Source organism: Neisseria bergeri, from assembly GCA_003044455.1.
Lineage (GTDB): Bacteria > Pseudomonadota > Gammaproteobacteria > Burkholderiales > Neisseriaceae > Neisseria > Neisseria bergeri.
In genome coordinates this window covers 1-16,114 of the sequence record POWY01000022.1, presented here as the reverse complement: position 1 = coordinate 16,114, position 16,114 = coordinate 1, and the positions used below count along the sequence as shown (strand labels likewise).

Genomic DNA, 16,114 nt, shown 5'->3' with positions numbered 1-16,114 from the left:
TATATGGCTACCGTGGCAGCGACACGTTTTGAACCGCTTATTCGGGATTTCTACCAACGCCTGCTGTCCAAGGGTAAGCCGTATAAGGTTGCCGTTACGGCATGTATGCGCAAACTGCTGACGATATTGAATGCCCGGATGCGTGATTACTTTGCCGAAAACGGTACCACCGAAAACGGTATCCAAATGGCTTGATTTGAGTTTTGGTATTTTTGCCCGACGGGGTGAAAAATACAGTTGCTACAACCCGCCATACGCAACTGCTTTTGCAGGAATAACGATATGGGTATTTTCTGTTTTCATCCGCGATAAATGCCGTCTGAAGCCTGTTTGGGGTTTCAGACGGCATCGGGCTTTTTGTGCATTTGCCACAAAACGGATTGGTATTTGCTTGCGGCAAGATGAAAACGGTGCGGGATGTTTTGGGAAGCAAATGCCGTCTGAAGGGCCTTCAGACGGCATTTGTTTGCGCCGTGCCGTTTAACGCGCTAGCGATTCGGTGCGTTTGATCAGCCACGCTTTTGCCGCGCCTTCGGTCAGCGGCTCGAGGCGGCGGCGGACTTCGGCGTGGTAGCAGTTGACCCAGTCGATTTCGCCGTCGGTCATGAGGGCGGTGTCCATCAGGCGGGTGTCGATGGGGCAGAGGGTCAGGGTTTCAAAACAGAGGAAGCTGCCGAACTCGGTTTCCTGCGGGTCGGCGACGGCTTGGTTGGCGGCGAGGTTTTCAATGCGGATGCCCCATTTCCCCGGTCGGTAGAGTCCGGGTTCGATGGAGGTTACCATCCCTTTTTTCATCGCGGTTTCGGGCGTGGCGGGGGCGGCGAAGGCGATGCGCTGCGGGCCTTCGTGGACGTTGAGGAAATAGCCTACGCCGTGGCCGGTGCCGTGGCCGTAGTCGCATTGCGCCTGCCACAGGGGTTTGCGGCAAATCGCGTCGATCAGCGGCGAGGGGATGTTTTCGGGGAATACGGCTTCGGCAAGCGCGATATGGGCTTTGAGGACGAGCGTGTTGTCGCGTTTTTGTTCGGCGGTGGGTGTGCCGACGGGGACGACGCGGGTGATGTCGGTCGTGCCGCCTTTGTATTGCGCGCCGGAGTCGATGAGCAGCAGCCCGTTGCCGCTGATGGTGCTGTGGCTTTCGGGTGTCGCGCTGTAATGCGGCAGGGCACCGTTGGCGTTGAAGCCTGCGATGGTGTCGAAACTCAATGACACAAAACCCGGGCGCGCGCTGCGGTGGCGGTAGAGCATCGTATCCACGTCGATTTCGGTCAGGCTGCCGCCGTTGCCGATGATGTCTTCAAACTCGGCGAAGAAACCGCACAACGCCGCGCCGTCGTGTTCCATCGCTTCGCGGATGCGGGCGATGTCGGCTTCGGATTTGCAGGATTTGAACAGCGTGGACGGGTTGATGCCTTCAATCAGGCGCACGCTTTCGGGCAGGCGCACAAGCGTGCTGACGGCGGTTTTGTTCGGCTCGATGAGCAGCGCGCCGCCGATTTGCGCGAGTTTGTCGGCAACTTGGGCGTAAGGTTCGACCGCGATGCCTGCGGTTTGCAGCGCGGCGGCGGCTTCGGCATTCAGACGACCTTGGTCGGTAAACAGGACGGCGTGGTCTTTGCCAATCAGCAGGAAGGACACGAAAACGGGGTTGAAAGGCACGTCGCTGCCGCGCAGGTTGGTCAGCCAAGCGATGTCGTCAAGCGAGGAAACCAAGTGGTAATCCGCGCCTTTTTCCGCCATAACTGCGCGCACGCGGGCGAGTTTCTCGGCGGCGGTTTCAGAAACATAGTCGGGGTCGTGGACGAACACGGTTTCGGCGGGGAGGGCGGGACGGCTTGTCCACACTTGGTCAAGCAGATCGTCGGGGTGTTCGATGCGGATGTTTTTGGCGGTCAGGGATTGCGCCAAAGTGCGTTTGCCGGTGAGCGACACCATATCGGAAGGGATGCTGACGGCGGCGTTCTCGGGCAGGTTTGCCGCGAGCCATTCGTTGTACGGCGGAACTTGTCCGCTTTTTTGCAGCTCGATGCCGCTGCCCGCAAGCTGCTTGGCGGCTTGTTCCCAATAGCGGCTGTCCACCCATACGCCCGCTTCATCGGCGGTAACGACGAATGTGCCGACCGAGCCGGTAAAGCCCGACAATTCGCGCCGCGCCTGCCAATGCTCGGGCAGGTATTCGGACAGGTGGGGGTCGGCGGAAGGGATGATGAGTGCGTCCAAGCCTTGAGCCTTCATGGCTTCGCGCAATGCGGACAGGTAATTTGATACGGTATTCATGAACGGATTCTCCAGAGAAAGTGTAAGGTTTCAGACGGCATGGCGGCGTACCGGCTGGGGAAACGTAACCATCTTATCAAATCGTTTGCCGACTGCAAAACGCGTTCAGGGGTTTGAAAGTATATTTTGTACGGTAAAAAGCGATGCAAGACTATTTGTTGTAAACTTTCAGGCATAAAATGCCATATTGCATGTTTTTCTGAAAATAATTGGGAAAAATCAGGAATATTAGGGTGTAAAGTTTCAATAAGCCGGTTTGGTGTGTATTTAGATTACGTTAAAATACGCATTTTTATATCAGCAATACGGAAAAATCATGTCCGAACAACATATTTCGACTTGGAAAAGTAAAATCAATGCATTGGGTCCGGGTATTATGATGGCATCGGCGGCAGTCGGCGGATCGCACCTGATTGCCTCCACACAGGCGGGCGCGCTTTACGGCTGGCAGCTTGCGTTGATTATCGTCCTAACCAACCTCTTCAAATACCCGTTTTTCCGCTTCAGCGCGCATTACACGCTGGATACGGGTAAAAGCCTGATTGAAGGTTATGCGGAGAAAAGCCGCATCTACCTGTGGGTTTTCTTGATTTTGTGTATTGCTGCCGCGACGATTAACGCGGGTGCGGTTGCCATCGTAACCGCCGCCATCGTTAAAATGGCGATTCCCTCGCTGACACTGGGTATCGGCGCAATCTCCGCGCTGATTATGGCTTCCTGCCTGATTATCCTGGCGAGCGGACGCTACAAGGCTTTGGACAATGTTTCCAAAATCATCATCGTCAGCCTGACGGTTGCCACGGTTGCCGCCGCCGGTATCGCCATGTCGCGCGGTATGCAGATGAAACCTGATTTTATTGAGCCGACACCGTGGACGCTTGCCGGTTTGGGCTTCCTGATCGCGCTGATGGGCTGGATGCCTGCGCCGATTGAAATTTCCGCCATCAATTCTTTGTGGGTTACGGAGAAACAGCGCCTCCAACCTTCCTCTTATCATGACGGGATTTTTGATTTCAACGTCGGTTACATCACCAGTGCCGTGCTTGCCGTCGTCTTCCTTGCTCTGGGTGCGTACGTGCAATACGGCAACGGCGAAGAAGTGCAGATGGCGGGCGGCAAATATATCGGGCAATTGATCAATATGTACGCCGTAACCATCGGCGACTGGTCGCGTCCGCTGGTGGCGTTTATCGCTTTTGCCTGCATGTACGGTACGACGATTACCGTTGTTGACGGTTATGCACGCGCCATTGCAGAACCTGTGCGCCTGCTGCGCGGCAGTGAGAAAACCGGCAACGCCGAACTCTTTGCCTGGAATATTTGGGTGGCGGGCAGCGGTTTGGCGGTGATTTTCTGGTTTGACGGCGTAATGGCGAATCTGCTCAAATTTGCGATGATTGCCGCCTTTGTGTCCGCCCCCGTGTTCGCCTGGCTCAACTACCGCCTCGTCAAAGGGGACAAACGCCACAGGCTTACCGCCGGTATGAACGCCCTTGCCATTGTCGGCCTGCTCTATCTGGCCGGGTTTGCCGTTTTGTTCCTGTTGAACCTTAGCGGACTTTTGGCATAGGTTTCAAAATCTGAATGCCGTCTGTAATATTTTCAGACGGCATTGCCCTTTCCTAGAAAAAAACACCGACATCGCGTAAAATATGCGCAAATTTTGTGATTCAATCAGGTCGTCTGAAACAGATTGCGCCTGATTTATTTTTCCGGAAAATACCATGAGCGAACAAAACCATCCGCAAACCGAGCCGCAGTTGGACGAAAACCAAATCATCGCCCTGCGCCGCGAAAAACTGCACAACATCCGCCAACAGCGCAACGCCTACCCTAACGATTTCAAACGCGACAGTTTTGCCGCCGACCTGCACACCCAATACGGTGAAATCAGCAAAGAAGAACTCGATCCACAAGCCGTTCCCGTCAAAATTGCCGGCCGCATGATGCTGAAGCGTCAAATGGGCAAAGCCAGCTTTGCCACCATCCAAGACGTTACCGGTCAAATCCAGCTTTATCTGAACAACAAAGGCGTGAGCCAAGAAGTTTTGGACGATTTCAACCATTGGGACTTGGGCGACATCGTCGGCGCGGAAGGCACTTTGTTTAAAACCAACCACGGCGAATTGACCGTGCGCGTGTCCGACATCCGCCTGTTGTCCAAATCCTTGCGCCCGCTGCCCGACAAACACAAAGGCTTGAGCGATCAGGAAACCAAATACCGCCAACGCTACGTCGATTTGATTGCCAACGAAGAATCGCGCAATACCTTCATCAAACGCAGCCAAATTATCCAATCCGTGCGTAATTTTATGGTGGGCGAGCATTATCTCGAAGTCGAAACCCCGATGATGCACCCGATTCCCGGCGGCGCGACGGCGAAACCGTTCGTGACCCACCACAACGCCTTGGACATCCCACTCTACCTGCGCATCGCGCCTGAACTGTATCTGAAACGCTTGGTGGTCGGCGGCTTGGAACGCGTGTTTGAGATCAACCGCAGCTTCCGCAACGAAGGTATGTCCGTGCGCCACAACCCCGAATTTACGATGATTGAATTTTACGAAGCCTTCTCCGACTACGAACGTATGATGCAGATGGCGGAAGACATCATCCGCAACGCATCGCGCACGGTAAACGGCACGGCGAACATCACTTACAACGGCAAAGAAGTCGATTTGGAAAGCCCGTTCGAGCGTTTGACCATCCTCGAAGCCATCAAAAAATACAATCCGCACTACACCGACGAGCAGTTGAACGATGCGGAATGGCTGAAAAAAGAAATCGTCAAACACGGCGAAAGCCTGCCGCCGTCCCCCGGTATCGGCAGCCTGCAACTTGCCCTGTTTGAAGGTTGCGCCGAGGGCAAGCTGTGGAACCCGACCTTCATCATCGATTACCCGGTCGAAGTTTCCCCGTTGGCACGCGCATCCGACAGCAAACCGGGCTTGACTGAACGCTTCGAGCTTTTCGTTGTCGGGCGCGAACTGGCAAACGGCTATTCCGAGTTGAACGACCCCGAAGACCAAGCCGAACGCTTCAAAGCGCAAGTGGCGCAAAAAGACGCGGGCGACGACGAAGCGATGCACTACGATGCCGACTACATCCGCGCGATGGAATTCGGTTTGCCGCCGACCGGCGGTTGCGGCATCGGTATTGACCGCTTGGTAATGTTGCTGACCGATTCGCAAACCATCCGCGATGTGATTCTGTTTCCGCAGATGCGTCCCGAGTAATCATAAAAACAGTTGAAATGGAAATGCCGTCTGAACCCGTTTGGATTCAGACGGCATTTTGTATGGCAGGATTTATTCGCTTTCCAACTGACCGACCCATTCTGACAAGGCAGTCAGGCGTTGTTCGGATTTCGCCACAAACGGGTTTTCGGTATCCCACGCGTAGCCTGCCAAAATCGAAGAAAGCATACGGCTGATTTCCGGGCTGCGGTCGGGCGCGTACACGACGTTTTGGAAGCGGAAATCATACCAACCGTCCACATAGGTGCGGAATGTGTCCACGCCGATCATCAAGGGGTCGGCAAATTCGGTTTGCCAATCGGCGGCTTCGCCTTTAAGTTGTTTTGCCAGCAGATCGGCGGCAAGTTTGGCGGAGTGCAGCGCGATGGTTACGCCCGACGAGAATACGGGATCGAGGAACTCGGCGGCATTGCCCAACAGCGCGAAATGCCTGCCGTGCAGCGATTTGACGTTGGCGGAATAGCCTTGGATGGAGCGGAACGGAAAATCGTTTTCCCAAACGGCTTTGTCCAGAATTTCGTTCAGCATCGGGCATTCGTAAACAAATTTTTTCAACACCGTTTCCGATTCGCCGGCAAGTTTGTCGGGCGTGCCGACCACGCCGACGGAACAGCGGTTGTCGCCGAAGGGAATCAGCCAAATCCACACGTCGCGGTGTTGCGGATGGGTGGTAATCAGGATTTTGTTGCGGTCGAATTTCGGGTGGGTAATGTTGTCGTCGATGTGCGTGAAATGCGCTTGGCGCGGCGGCAGGTGCGAGGGTGTTTCCAAATTCAGCAGACGCGGCAGCACGCGTCCGTAACCGCTTGCGTCCAAGACGAATTTCGCGGTCAGTTCATAGTTCTCGCCCATGTCGGTTTCGATGTTCAAGCGGGCAAAATCGCCGCTATTGTCGAACGCGGTTACGCCGTGCCCGAAACGTACTTCAACGCCTTGTTTGGCGGCTTCGCCAATCAGGATTTTATCGAACACGGCGCGGCGCACTTGATAAGTCGTGCCGGGGCCGTCTGAAAATTTATCGGTGAAATCGAATTCGGTATAACGGCTGCCCCACGAAAACGCCGCGCCGTTTTTCAACTGAAAGCCGGGCTCGGCGCGCACGGCATCGGCAAATCCGGCTTCTTCCAGCATTTCCATACAGTGCGGCAGCAGGCTTTCGCCGATGACGAAGCGCGGAAAGTGCTGTTTTTCCAACACGCAGACTTGATAACCTTTTTTGCGGAGCAGGGCGGATGCGACCGAGCCTGCCGGACCTGCGCCGATTACGGCGACATCGAATTGGGTGGACATTGGGAAATCCTGATGGTTTGAGTGGAAAAGGAAATGATATTGTACAGGCAGCAAATGCCGTCTGAAACTGTTTGCAGCAGAAATTTATCCGGTGCGGGTGGTTGCTTCCAATGCGTCAGTCCGGTTTGAAAAATGCCGTCTGAAACGGAAATGTTCAGACGGCATTTGATTTTCAGGGTTATTTTACGCCGTAACGCGGTTGGAACAGGGCGCACGTCCGGTGTCCCCGGCGGCTTCGGCGGCTGCGTCCGGCAATTTTCCCGCAGGCCGCGCCCGCATCGTTTGCCGTGGTTTCCGGCCGGGTGTTTTTTTCGCGCTGCGCTTTGGCGGATTCGTAGCGGTTGCGCTGTTTAGGTTCGCTTGTGCCGGTTTTTTCCGGTTTTGAGCCTTCCTGTTCCCACCATCGGGGCTCGAAGCCTTCGATGCGTTCGATGAGCAGCTTGTTGCCGGTCAGCTCTTTAATGGATTCAAACATTTTCTGTTCGGATTCGTCCATCAGGGAAATCGCCACGCCGTCCGCGCCCGCGCGCCCCGTACGCCCGATACGGTGGACGTAGTCTTCGGGCTGGGCGGGCATTTCGTAATTGATGACGAAGGGCAGCTCGGCAATGTCCAGCCCACGCGCGGCGATGTCGGTGGCGACGAGGACGCGCAGGCTGCCGTCTTTGAAGGCGTTGAGTGTTTCGAGCCGGCTTTGTTGGGAACGGTCGCCGTGTATCGCCTGTGCGGACAGGTTGCGGCGCACCAGTTCGCGCGTTACGCGGTCGACGCTTTGTTTGGTTTTGCAGAACACGATGACTTGGTTCATATGCAGATCGACAATCAGCCGTTCGAGCAGGTTGCGCTTTTGGAAGGTATCGACGGCGATGATGTGTTGTTCGACGTTGGCGTTGGTGGTGTTTTGCGCGGCGACTTCGACGGTTTCGGGCGCGTTCATGAAGTCTTGCGCCAGTTTGCGTATCGGGGCGGAGAAAGTGGCGGAAAAGAGCAGGGTTTGGCGTTGGCGGGGCAGCATCTGCATGATTTTGCGGATGTCGTCGATGAACCCCATATCCAACATGCGGTCTGCTTCGTCCAGAACGACGATTTCGACTTTGTTTAAACTGATGTTTTTTTGTTTGACGTGGTCGAGCAGCCGTCCGACGGTGGCGACGACGATTTCGCAGCCGGCACGCAAATCGGCGGTCTGTTTGTCCATATTCATACCGCCGAACAAGACGGTATGGCGCAGCGGCAGGTTTTTGATATAGGACTGCACGTTTTGGTCGATTTGGTCGGCAAGTTCGCGCGTCGGGGTGAGGACGAGCATACGCACGGGGTGCATCGCGGGCGAGGTGCTGGCGGTGGCGTAGCGTTTGAGGCGTTCCAGACTGGGCAGCATAAAGGCAGCGGTTTTGCCCGTGCCGGTTTGGGCGGCGGCTAGTAAATCATGACCGGCGAGTGCTTTGGGAATGGCGGCGGCCTGAATGGGGGTTGGGGTTTCATAGCCTTGCGCGGTCAGTGCGGAAACGAGTTCCGTACCCAAACCTAAAGAGGAAAATGGATTACTCATGATTGTAGTCTTTCTTTCAGACCTTATGCCGTCTGAAGCGGGAAACTGATAGGATGGGGAAAGTATAGTGGATTAACAAAAATCAGGACAAGGCGACGAAGCCGCAGACAGTACAAATAGTACGGAACCGATTCACTTGGTGCTTCAGCACCTTAGAGAATCGTTCTCTTTGAGCTAAGGCGAGGCAACGCCGTACTGGTTTTTGTTAATCCACTATAAACTGCCCTCCTGTGAGTGGCGGGGCAGGGAATCTGTGTGCGGATTATGCCATAAAACGGTGCCTGCCCCAATCGCGGGCGCGTCCGGAGATTGGAAATCCTGCTTAAAAAATGTACAATGGCGCACTTTTTTGAAACGCGGGCCCATTATGCACATCGGCGGCTATTTTATCGACAACCCCATCGCACTTGCGCCGATGGCAGGCATTACCGACAAACCCTTCCGCCGACTTTGCCGAGATTTTGGCGCAGGTTGGGCGGTGTGCGAAATGCTGGCCAGCGACCCGACGCTCAGAAATACTAGAAAAACCCTGCAACGCAGCGATTTTGCCGATGAAGGCGGCATCGTTGCCGTGCAGATTGCCGGCAGCGATCCGCAGCAGATGGCGGATGCGGCGCGTTACAACGTCGGACTCGGGGCACAGGTCATCGACATCAATATGGGCTGTCCCGCTAAAAAAGTCTGCAACGTCCAAGCCGGCAGCGCGCTGATGCAGGACGAGCCGCTGGTTGCCGCCATTTTGGAAGCGGTGGTCAAGGCGGCAGGCGTTCCCGTTACCCTCAAAACCCGTTTGGGTTGGCACGACGACCACAAAAACCTGCCTGCCGTCGCCCGAATCGCCGAAGATTGCGGCATCGCCGCCCTTGCCGTCCACGGACGTACGCGCACGCAAATGTACAAAGGCGAAGCGGCTTACGACCTGATTGCCGAAACCAAATGCCGTCTGAACATCCCGGTCTGGGTCAACGGCGACATTACTTCGCCGCAAAAAGCCCAAGCCGTCCTCAAACAAACCGCCGCAGACGGCATCATGATAGGGCGCGGTGCGCAAGGCAGACCGTGGTTCTTCCGTGATTTGAAACATTACGCCGAACACGGTGTTTTGCCGCCTGCTTTGAGTTTGGCAGAATGTACCGCCACTATTTTGAACCACATCCGAGCCATGCACGCGTTTTACGGTGACACTGCCGGTGTGCGCATCGCACGCAAACACATAGGCTGGTACATCGGCGAGATGCCCGACGGCGAACAGACACGTCGTGAAATCAACTACTTGGACAGTGCGGCGGCGCAATACGACATGCTTGCAGGTTATCTTGAAAAACTTGCTGAAAAAACCGACAGTTGGGCGTGTGCCTACCGCCCAAATGCCTTCTGAACACTTGATTATCCTTTGAAAGTGCAATCATGCCCCATACCCTTCCCGATATTTCTCAATGCATCAGACAAAATTTAGAACAATATTTCAAAGACCTGAAAGGAACCGAACCTTGCGGCGTGTACGATATGGTATTGCATCAGGTGGAAAAACCGCTGCTGGTGTGCGTGATGGAGCAATGCGGCGGTAATCAGTCCAAAGCTTCCGTCATGTTGGGGCTGAACCGTAATACCTTGCGTAAAAAACTGATTCAACACGGTTTGCTGTGAATATGTCGGCAACCGTCCGTATCTTGGGCATTGACCCGGGTAGCCGCGTAACGGGTTTCGGTGTCATCGATGTCAGGGGGCGCGATCATTTTTACGTCGCCTCCGGCTGCATCAAAACGCCTGCCGATGCGCCTCTGGCAGACAGGATTGCCGTGATTGTGCGGCATATCGGCGAAGTCGTTACTGTTTACAAGCCTCAACAGGCGGCAGTGGAACAGGTGTTCGTCAACGTCAACCCTGCATCGACGCTGATGCTCGGTCAGGCTAGGGGCGCGGCATTGGCGGCATTGGTCAGCCATAAGCTGCCCGTTTCGGAATACACGGCCTTGCAGGTCAAACAGGCGGTGGTCGGCAAGGGCAAGGCAGCGAAAGAACAGGTGCAGCATATGGTGGTGCAGATGCTGGGGCTTTCGGGAACGCCGCAGGCGGATGCGGCGGACGGTCTTGCCGTCGCGCTGACCCACGCCTTACGCAACCACGGGCTTGCCGCCAAACTCAATCCTTCGGGGATGCAGGTCAAGCGCGGAAGGTTTCAATAGTTTCAGACGGCATTTGTATTTTGCCGTCTGAAAAGAAAATGTGTATCGAGATGAAATTTATATTTTTTGTACTGTATGTTTTGCAGTTTCTACCGTTTGCGCTGCTGCACAAGATTGCCGGCCTGATCGGTTCGCTTGCCTACCTTCTGGTCAAACCGCGCCGCCGTATCGGCGAAATCAATTTGGCAAAATGTTTTCCCGAATGGGGCGAAGAAAAGCGTAAAACCGTGTTGAAACAGCATTTCAGGCACATGGCGAAACTGATGCTCGAATACGGCTTATATTGGTACGCGCCTGCCAAACGCCTGAAATCGCTGGTGCGCTACCGCAACAAACATTATTTGGACGACGCGCTGGCGGCAGGGGAAAAAGTCATTATCCTGTACCCGCACTTTACCGCGTTCGAGATGGCGGTGTACGCGCTTAATCAGGATGTCCCGCTGATCAGTATGTATTCCCACCAAAAAAACAAGATATTGGACGAACAGATTTTGAAAGGCCGCAACCGCTATCACAACGTCTTCCTCATCGGGCGCACCGAAGGGCTGCGTGCCCTCGTCAAACAGTTCCGCAAAAGCAGCGCGCCGTTTCTGTATCTGCCCGATCAGGATTTCGGACGCAACGATTCGGTTTTTGTGGATTTTTTCGGTATTCAGACGGCAACGATTACAGGATTGAGCCGCATTGCCGCGCTTGCAAATGCAAAAGTGATACCCGCCATCCCCGTCCGCGAGGCGGACAATACGGTTACATTGCATTTCTACCCTGCTTGGGAATCCTTTCCGAGTGAAGATGCGCAGGCCGACGCGCAGCGCATGAACCGTTTTATCGAAGACAGGGTGCGCGAACATCCGGAACAATATTTTTGGCTGCACAAGCGTTTTAAAACCCGTCCGGAAGGCAGCCCCGATTTTTACTGACTACGTAAAATTACAAAACATATCAGGCGTTTCGAGTCGAAACTCCTGATTGTTTTTTTAAATGCGAAATGGCAGATTATATGAACAGATTTCATTTGATAATCGCTGCTATTTAAGTATTTCAAAAACAATATTTTTAAGACTTGGTCGGAAAATTCGAAGCAGGTTGTGGAAGAAATACCGCAAACCCATGAATATATGCAGATAATCTAGTTAATATATTAAAATTAATTTTCTTTAAAAACATAGCATTATAAATAAATATTTAATATATGCCTTTCATATTAACTTTAATATTTGACATTTTATGCTTAAATTTAAATATAAATCAAAATTAAATTTATATTTATTGAAATATGAAAAATAAAAATCCATATATTCAATATTTTCAGCAATTTTATAAAATTAATGTTCTGACATTTATATTGTAAAAAATGCTTGGCAAAGCGTAAAAAATGGCGTACATTTCGCTACATGGAATTACATGACAGGCAGGAAATGCCGTCTGAAAGGATTTTCCGGTCAGTCTTGCGATTGGTCGGGGGTTTCATCGGAAACGGTGAAACGAAAGTTTGCCGGCGTAGAGTTGAGCTACGCGGGCAAAGCCGCAGGCGAAAGCCTGTATTGTTTGTGAAGCGTAAATCTCTGATTTGAGGTATTGGGGCAATCCTGTGGGGGGTTGCCTCTTTTTTTATCTGTCTTTTAATGACACAATAGGCGCAAGTCTGTTTTTGAATGCAAGGTACTGCCATGAATACGATTTTGGCCTTCGATATTGAAACCGTGCCCGACGTGCAAGGGATACGGACTTTATATCATCTCCCGTCCGATTTGCCCGACGATGAAGTGGTGCTGTTTGCCCAGCAAAAACGCCGCGCCCAGACGGGCGGGGATTTTATGCAGCATCATCTCCATCAGGTTGTGGCGGTTTCGTGCTGTATGCGCTGGGGGCAGGACAAAATCCATATCGGCACAATCGGCGAGGCGGACGACGGCGAAGAAGTGGTTATCGCCAAATTTTTCGAGTTGGTGGAAAAACATACGCCGCAGTTGGTCAGTTGGAACGGCGGCGGGTTCGACCTGCCCGTACTGCATTACCGCTCCCTGATATACGGCATCAATGCCGCGCGTTATTGGGATATGGGCGAAGGGGAATTTGGCGACAGCCGCGATTTCAAGTGGAACAACTACATCAGCCGCTATCACCAACGCCACTGCGATTTGATGGATTTGCTCGCGCTTTACCAGCCGAGGGCAAACGTGCCGCTGGACGATATGGCGAAACTGTGCGGTTTTCCGGGCAAGCTGGGTATGGACGGCAGCAAGGTTTGGGAGGCGTTCCATACGGGCAGGCTGAAGGAAATCCGCAATTATTGCGAAACCGATGCCGTGAATACGTATTTGATGTATCTGCGTTTCTGTCTGGTCAGCGGAAGATTCGACGCGGACGAATACGAAATGGAAATCAAGCGGATCAGAAACTATCTCTCCGCCCAAACAGAAGACAAACCGCATTGGGCAGAATTTATCCAAGCGTGGAAATAGAAACCTGCTGCCCGAAGGCGGTACGCTTGTGCCGCCGTTTCGGTTCAGACGGCATATGGTGGATTAAATTCAAACCGGTACAGCCTTGCCTCTCCTTGCCTTACTATCTGTACTGTCTGCGGCTTCGTCGCCTTGTCCTGATTTTTGTTAATCCGCTTTAAAAGCTGTATCCGTGCCGTCTGAAGCCTTTTCCAGTCAAACCAAACAATATTGAAAGAAAAAAATGAGCAAAACCGTCCGTTATCTGAAAGATTACCAAACGCCTGCCTACCGCATCCTCGAAACCGAACTGCATTTTGATATTGCCGAACCGCAAACCGTCGTGAAATCCCGTTTGACGGTTGAGCTGCAGAGGGTAGGGGAGCCGCTGGTGTTGGACGGTTCGGCGAAACTCTTGTCCGTCAAAATCAACGGGGCGGCGGCGGATTATGTGTTGGAAGGCGAGACGCTGACGATTGCAGGCGTGCCGTCCGAACGCTTCACCGTCGAAGTGGAAACCGAAATCCTGCCGACGGAAAACAAATCGCTGATGGGGCTGTATGCTTCCGGCGGCAATCTGTTTACCCAGTGCGAGCCGGAGGGCTTCCGCAAAATCACGTTCTACATCGACCGTCCGGATGTGATGTCCAAGTTCACGACCACCATCGTCGCGGACAAAAAACGCTATCCCGTTTTGCTCTCCAACGGCAACAAAATCGACGGCGGCGAGTTTTCAGACGGCCGCCATTGGGTGAAATGGGAAGACCCGTTTGCCAAACCGAGTTATCTGTTTGCTTTGGTCGCGGGCGATTTGGCGGTAACGGAAGACCGTTTCACCACCATGAGCGGCAGAAACGTCAAAATCGAGTTTTACACCACCGAAGCGGACAAGCCCAAGGTCGGCTTTGCCGTGGAATCGTTGAAAAACGCGATGAAGTGGGACGAAACGCGCTTCGGTTTGGAATACGACTTGGATATTTTCATGGTCGTCGCCGTGGGCGATTTCAATATGGGCGCGATGGAAAACAAGGGTTTGAACATCTTTAACACCAAGTTCGTCCTTGCCGACAGCCGTACCGCCACCGATACCGATTTCGAAGGCATCGAATCCGTGGTCGGACACGAATATTTCCACAACTGGACGGGCAACCGCGTAACCTGCCGCGACTGGTTCCAGCTTTCGCTGAAAGAAGGGCTGACCGTGTTCCGCGACCAAGAGTTTTCCGGCGACCGCGCCAGCCGCGCCGTGCGCCGCATCGAAAACATCCGCCTGCTGCGCCAGCACCAGTTCCCCGAAGACGCAGGCCCGACCGCGCATCCGGTGCGCCCCGCCAGCTATGAAGAGATGAACAATTTTTACACCATGACCGTTTATGAAAAAGGCGCGGAAGTGGTGCGGATGTATCACACCCTGCTCGGCGAAGAGGGCTTCCAGAAAGGCATGAAGCTCTATTTCCAACGCCACGACGGACAGGCTGTTACCTGCGACGATTTCCGCGCGGCGATGGCGGACGCGAACGGCATCAATCTCGACCGGTTCGCCTTGTGGTACAGCCAGGCGGGCACGCCCGTTTTGGAAGCCGAGGGTCGTCTGAAAAACAATGTTTTCGAGTTGACCATCAAACAAACCGTGCCGCCCACGCCCGATATGGCGGACAAGCAGCCGATGATGATTCCCATCAAAATCGGGCTGCTGAACCGCAACGGTGAAGCGATGGCATTCGATTATCAGGGCAAACGCGCAACCGAAGCCGTATTGCTGCTGACCGAAGCCGAACAGACCTTCCCGCTCGAAGGCGTAACCGAAGCCGTCGTTCCCTCGCTGCTGCGCGGGTTCAGCGCGCCGGTGCATCTGAACTATCCGTACAGCGACGACGACCTGCTGCTCCTGCTCGCCCATGACAGCGACGCTTTCACGCGCTGGGAAGCCGCCCAAACGCTCTACCGCCGCGCCGTCGCCGCCAACCTTGCCGCGCTTTCAGACGGCGTCGAGCTGCCGAAACATGGAAAACTGCTTGCCGCCGTCGAAAAAGTCATTTCAGACGACCTCTTGGACAACGCCTTCAAAGCCCTGCTTTTGGGTGTGCCGTCCGAAGCCGAGCTGTGGGACGGCGCGGAAAACATTGACCCGCTGCGCTACCATCAGGCGCGCGAAGCCTTGTTGGATACGCTTGCCGTCCGCTTCCTGCCGAAATGGCATGAATTGAACCGTCAGGCGGCGAAGCAGGAAAACCAAAGCTACGAATACAGCCCCGAAACCGCCGGCTGGCGCACGCTGCGCAACGTCTGCCGCGCCTTCGTTCTGCGCGCCGACCCCGCGCACATCGAAACCGTTGCTGAAAAATACAGCGAAATGGCGCAAAACATGACCCACGAATGGGGCATCCTGTCCGCCGTCAACGGCAACGAAAGCGATACGCGCAACTGCCTGCTGGTGCAGTTTGCCGACAAGTTTTCAGACGACGCGCTGGTGATGGACAAATATTTCGCCCTTATCGGCTCAAGCCGCCGCAGCAACACCCTGCAACAGGTTCAAACCGCCTTGCAGCATCCGAAATTCAGCCTCGAAAACCCCAACAAAGCCCGCTCGCTCATCGGCAGCTTCAGCCGCAACGTCCCGCATTTCCACGCAGAAGACGGCAGCGGCTACCGCTTCATCGCCGACAAAGTCATCGAAATCGACCGCTTCAACCCGCAGGTCGCCGCCCGCCTGGTGCAGGCGTTCAACCTCTGCAACAAGCTCGAACCGCACCGCAAAAACTTGGTGAAACAAGCATTGCAGCGCATTCGGGCGCAGGATGGATTGTCGAAAGACGTGGGCGAAATCGTCGGCAAGATTTTGGATTGAGGCCGTCAAACAGAAAAACAATGCCGTCTGAAACGATATTCGGCTTTCAGACGGCATTTTCGCTCCTTTTGTTTACAAAATCTTAAAATCCCTTACACTCAAACCCGTTCAAAACAAATATCCCGCCAACACACGCCGCAAAGGAGGATAAACCGTGAAACCGCTGCGAAGACTGACAAACCTCCTTGCCGCCTGCGCCGTAGCGGCGGCCGCACTCATACAGCCCGCCCTCGCGGCGGACTTGGCGCAAGACCCGTTCA

Annotated in this window: 13 protein-coding genes and 1 pseudogene; 10 read left to right on the top strand and 4 right to left on the bottom strand. The window is 54.1% G+C overall.

Features of this window, described 5'->3' with window-relative positions; translation table 11 throughout:
• A pseudogene (locus DBY86_RS12340) lies at positions 1-195 on the top strand (IS110 family transposase); the annotation flags it as partial.
• A 45-nt stretch (positions 196-240) separates the two neighbouring features.
• Here DBY86_RS12340 and DBY86_RS13195 read toward each other — a convergent pair.
• Both DBY86_RS13195 and DBY86_RS12335 read right to left on the bottom strand, forming a co-directional pair.
• Positions 241-462 (bottom strand): hypothetical protein, encoded by a 222-nt coding sequence (locus DBY86_RS13195; RefSeq protein WP_159068597.1) that lies wholly within the window; start codon positions 460-462, stop codon positions 241-243.
• Positions 463-480: 18 nt separating this feature from the next.
• Positions 481-2,277, bottom strand: coding sequence for an aminopeptidase P family protein (locus tag DBY86_RS12335; protein WP_107820170.1), 1,797 nt, complete (start codon positions 2,275-2,277; stop codon positions 481-483).
• Positions 2,278-2,593: 316 nt separating this feature from the next.
• Between DBY86_RS12335 and DBY86_RS12325 the strand changes: the two genes are divergently transcribed.
• Positions 2,594-3,847 carry an NRAMP family divalent metal transporter gene (locus DBY86_RS12325; protein WP_107820169.1) on the top strand — a complete coding sequence of 418 codons (1,254 nt, stop codon included), beginning with the start codon at positions 2,594-2,596 and terminating at the stop codon, positions 3,845-3,847.
• A gap of 154 nt (positions 3,848-4,001) precedes the next feature.
• The gene (gene lysS / locus DBY86_RS12320) at positions 4,002-5,513 is read left to right on the top strand and encodes a lysine--tRNA ligase (protein WP_107820168.1); all 1,512 of its coding nucleotides are present in this window, start codon (positions 4,002-4,004) and stop codon (positions 5,511-5,513) included.
• A gap of 72 nt (positions 5,514-5,585) precedes the next feature.
• On the opposite strand, the gene DBY86_RS12315 is transcribed toward lysS, so the two are convergent.
• On the bottom strand, positions 5,586-6,824 hold the full coding sequence (locus DBY86_RS12315) for an NAD(P)/FAD-dependent oxidoreductase (protein WP_107820167.1): 1,239 nt from the start codon (positions 6,822-6,824) through the stop codon (positions 5,586-5,588).
• Between the two features lie 178 nt (positions 6,825-7,002).
• Positions 7,003-8,376, bottom strand: coding sequence for a DEAD/DEAH box helicase (locus DBY86_RS12310; protein ID WP_107820166.1), 1,374 nt, complete (start codon positions 8,374-8,376; stop codon positions 7,003-7,005).
• A gap of 367 nt (positions 8,377-8,743) precedes the next feature.
• Between DBY86_RS12310 and dusB the strand changes: the two genes are divergently transcribed.
• The 7 genes from dusB (at position 8,744) to pepN (ending at position 15,854) form a co-directional block, all read left to right on the top strand.
• The gene (dusB, locus tag DBY86_RS12300; protein ID WP_107820165.1) at positions 8,744-9,754 is read left to right on the top strand and encodes a tRNA dihydrouridine synthase DusB; all 1,011 of its coding nucleotides are present in this window, start codon (positions 8,744-8,746) and stop codon (positions 9,752-9,754) included.
• Positions 9,755-9,783: 29 nt separating this feature from the next.
• Positions 9,784-10,023 carry a Fis family transcriptional regulator gene (locus tag DBY86_RS12295; RefSeq protein ID WP_107820164.1) on the top strand — a complete coding sequence of 80 codons (240 nt, stop codon included), beginning with the start codon at positions 9,784-9,786 and terminating at the stop codon, positions 10,021-10,023.
• A gap of 2 nt (positions 10,024-10,025) precedes the next feature.
• Positions 10,026-10,562 (top strand): crossover junction endodeoxyribonuclease RuvC, encoded by a 537-nt coding sequence (gene ruvC, locus DBY86_RS12290; protein WP_080542134.1) that lies wholly within the window; start codon positions 10,026-10,028, stop codon positions 10,560-10,562.
• A gap of 50 nt (positions 10,563-10,612) precedes the next feature.
• Entirely contained in the window at positions 10,613-11,482 is an 870-nt protein-coding gene (locus DBY86_RS12285; protein WP_192882225.1) for a lipid A biosynthesis lauroyl acyltransferase, read from the top strand.
• A 484-nt stretch (positions 11,483-11,966) separates the two neighbouring features.
• Entirely contained in the window at positions 11,967-12,116 is a 150-nt protein-coding gene (locus DBY86_RS13455) for a hypothetical protein (protein ID WP_002213096.1), read from the top strand.
• Positions 12,117-12,232: 116 nt separating this feature from the next.
• Positions 12,233-13,027 carry a 3'-5' exonuclease gene (locus DBY86_RS12280; RefSeq protein ID WP_107820162.1) on the top strand — a complete coding sequence of 265 codons (795 nt, stop codon included), beginning with the start codon at positions 12,233-12,235 and terminating at the stop codon, positions 13,025-13,027.
• A gap of 223 nt (positions 13,028-13,250) precedes the next feature.
• Entirely contained in the window at positions 13,251-15,854 is a 2,604-nt protein-coding gene (gene pepN / locus DBY86_RS12275; RefSeq protein WP_107820161.1) for an aminopeptidase N, read from the top strand.
• Positions 15,855-16,114: the final 260 nt, after the last annotated feature.

Excerpts from the sequence above, each read along its gene's own strand:
- DBY86_RS12315 (WP_107820167.1), bottom strand. The coding sequence starts at position 6,824 with ATGTCCACCCAATTCGATGTCGCCGTAATCGGCGCAGGTCCGGCAGGC.
- DBY86_RS12280 (WP_107820162.1), top strand. The coding sequence starts at position 12,233 with ATGAATACGATTTTGGCCTTCGATATTGAAACCGTGCCCGACGTGCAA.
- DBY86_RS13455 (WP_002213096.1), top strand. The coding sequence starts at position 11,967 with ATGACAGGCAGGAAATGCCGTCTGAAAGGATTTTCCGGTCAGTCTTGC.
- DBY86_RS12335 (WP_107820170.1), bottom strand. The coding sequence starts at position 2,277 with ATGAATACCGTATCAAATTACCTGTCCGCATTGCGCGAAGCCATGAAG.
- DBY86_RS12285 (WP_192882225.1), top strand. The coding sequence starts at position 10,613 with ATGAAATTTATATTTTTTGTACTGTATGTTTTGCAGTTTCTACCGTTT.
- DBY86_RS12325 (WP_107820169.1), top strand. The coding sequence starts at position 2,594 with ATGTCCGAACAACATATTTCGACTTGGAAAAGTAAAATCAATGCATTG.
- DBY86_RS12295 (WP_107820164.1), top strand. The coding sequence starts at position 9,784 with ATGCCCCATACCCTTCCCGATATTTCTCAATGCATCAGACAAAATTTA.
- lysS (WP_107820168.1), top strand. The coding sequence starts at position 4,002 with ATGAGCGAACAAAACCATCCGCAAACCGAGCCGCAGTTGGACGAAAAC.
- dusB (WP_107820165.1), top strand. The coding sequence starts at position 8,744 with ATGCACATCGGCGGCTATTTTATCGACAACCCCATCGCACTTGCGCCG.
- ruvC (WP_080542134.1), top strand. The coding sequence starts at position 10,026 with ATGTCGGCAACCGTCCGTATCTTGGGCATTGACCCGGGTAGCCGCGTA.
- pepN (WP_107820161.1), top strand. The coding sequence starts at position 13,251 with ATGAGCAAAACCGTCCGTTATCTGAAAGATTACCAAACGCCTGCCTAC.
- DBY86_RS12310 (WP_107820166.1), bottom strand. The coding sequence starts at position 8,376 with ATGAGTAATCCATTTTCCTCTTTAGGTTTGGGTACGGAACTCGTTTCC.
- DBY86_RS13195 (WP_159068597.1), bottom strand. The coding sequence starts at position 462 with ATGCCGTCTGAAGGCCCTTCAGACGGCATTTGCTTCCCAAAACATCCC.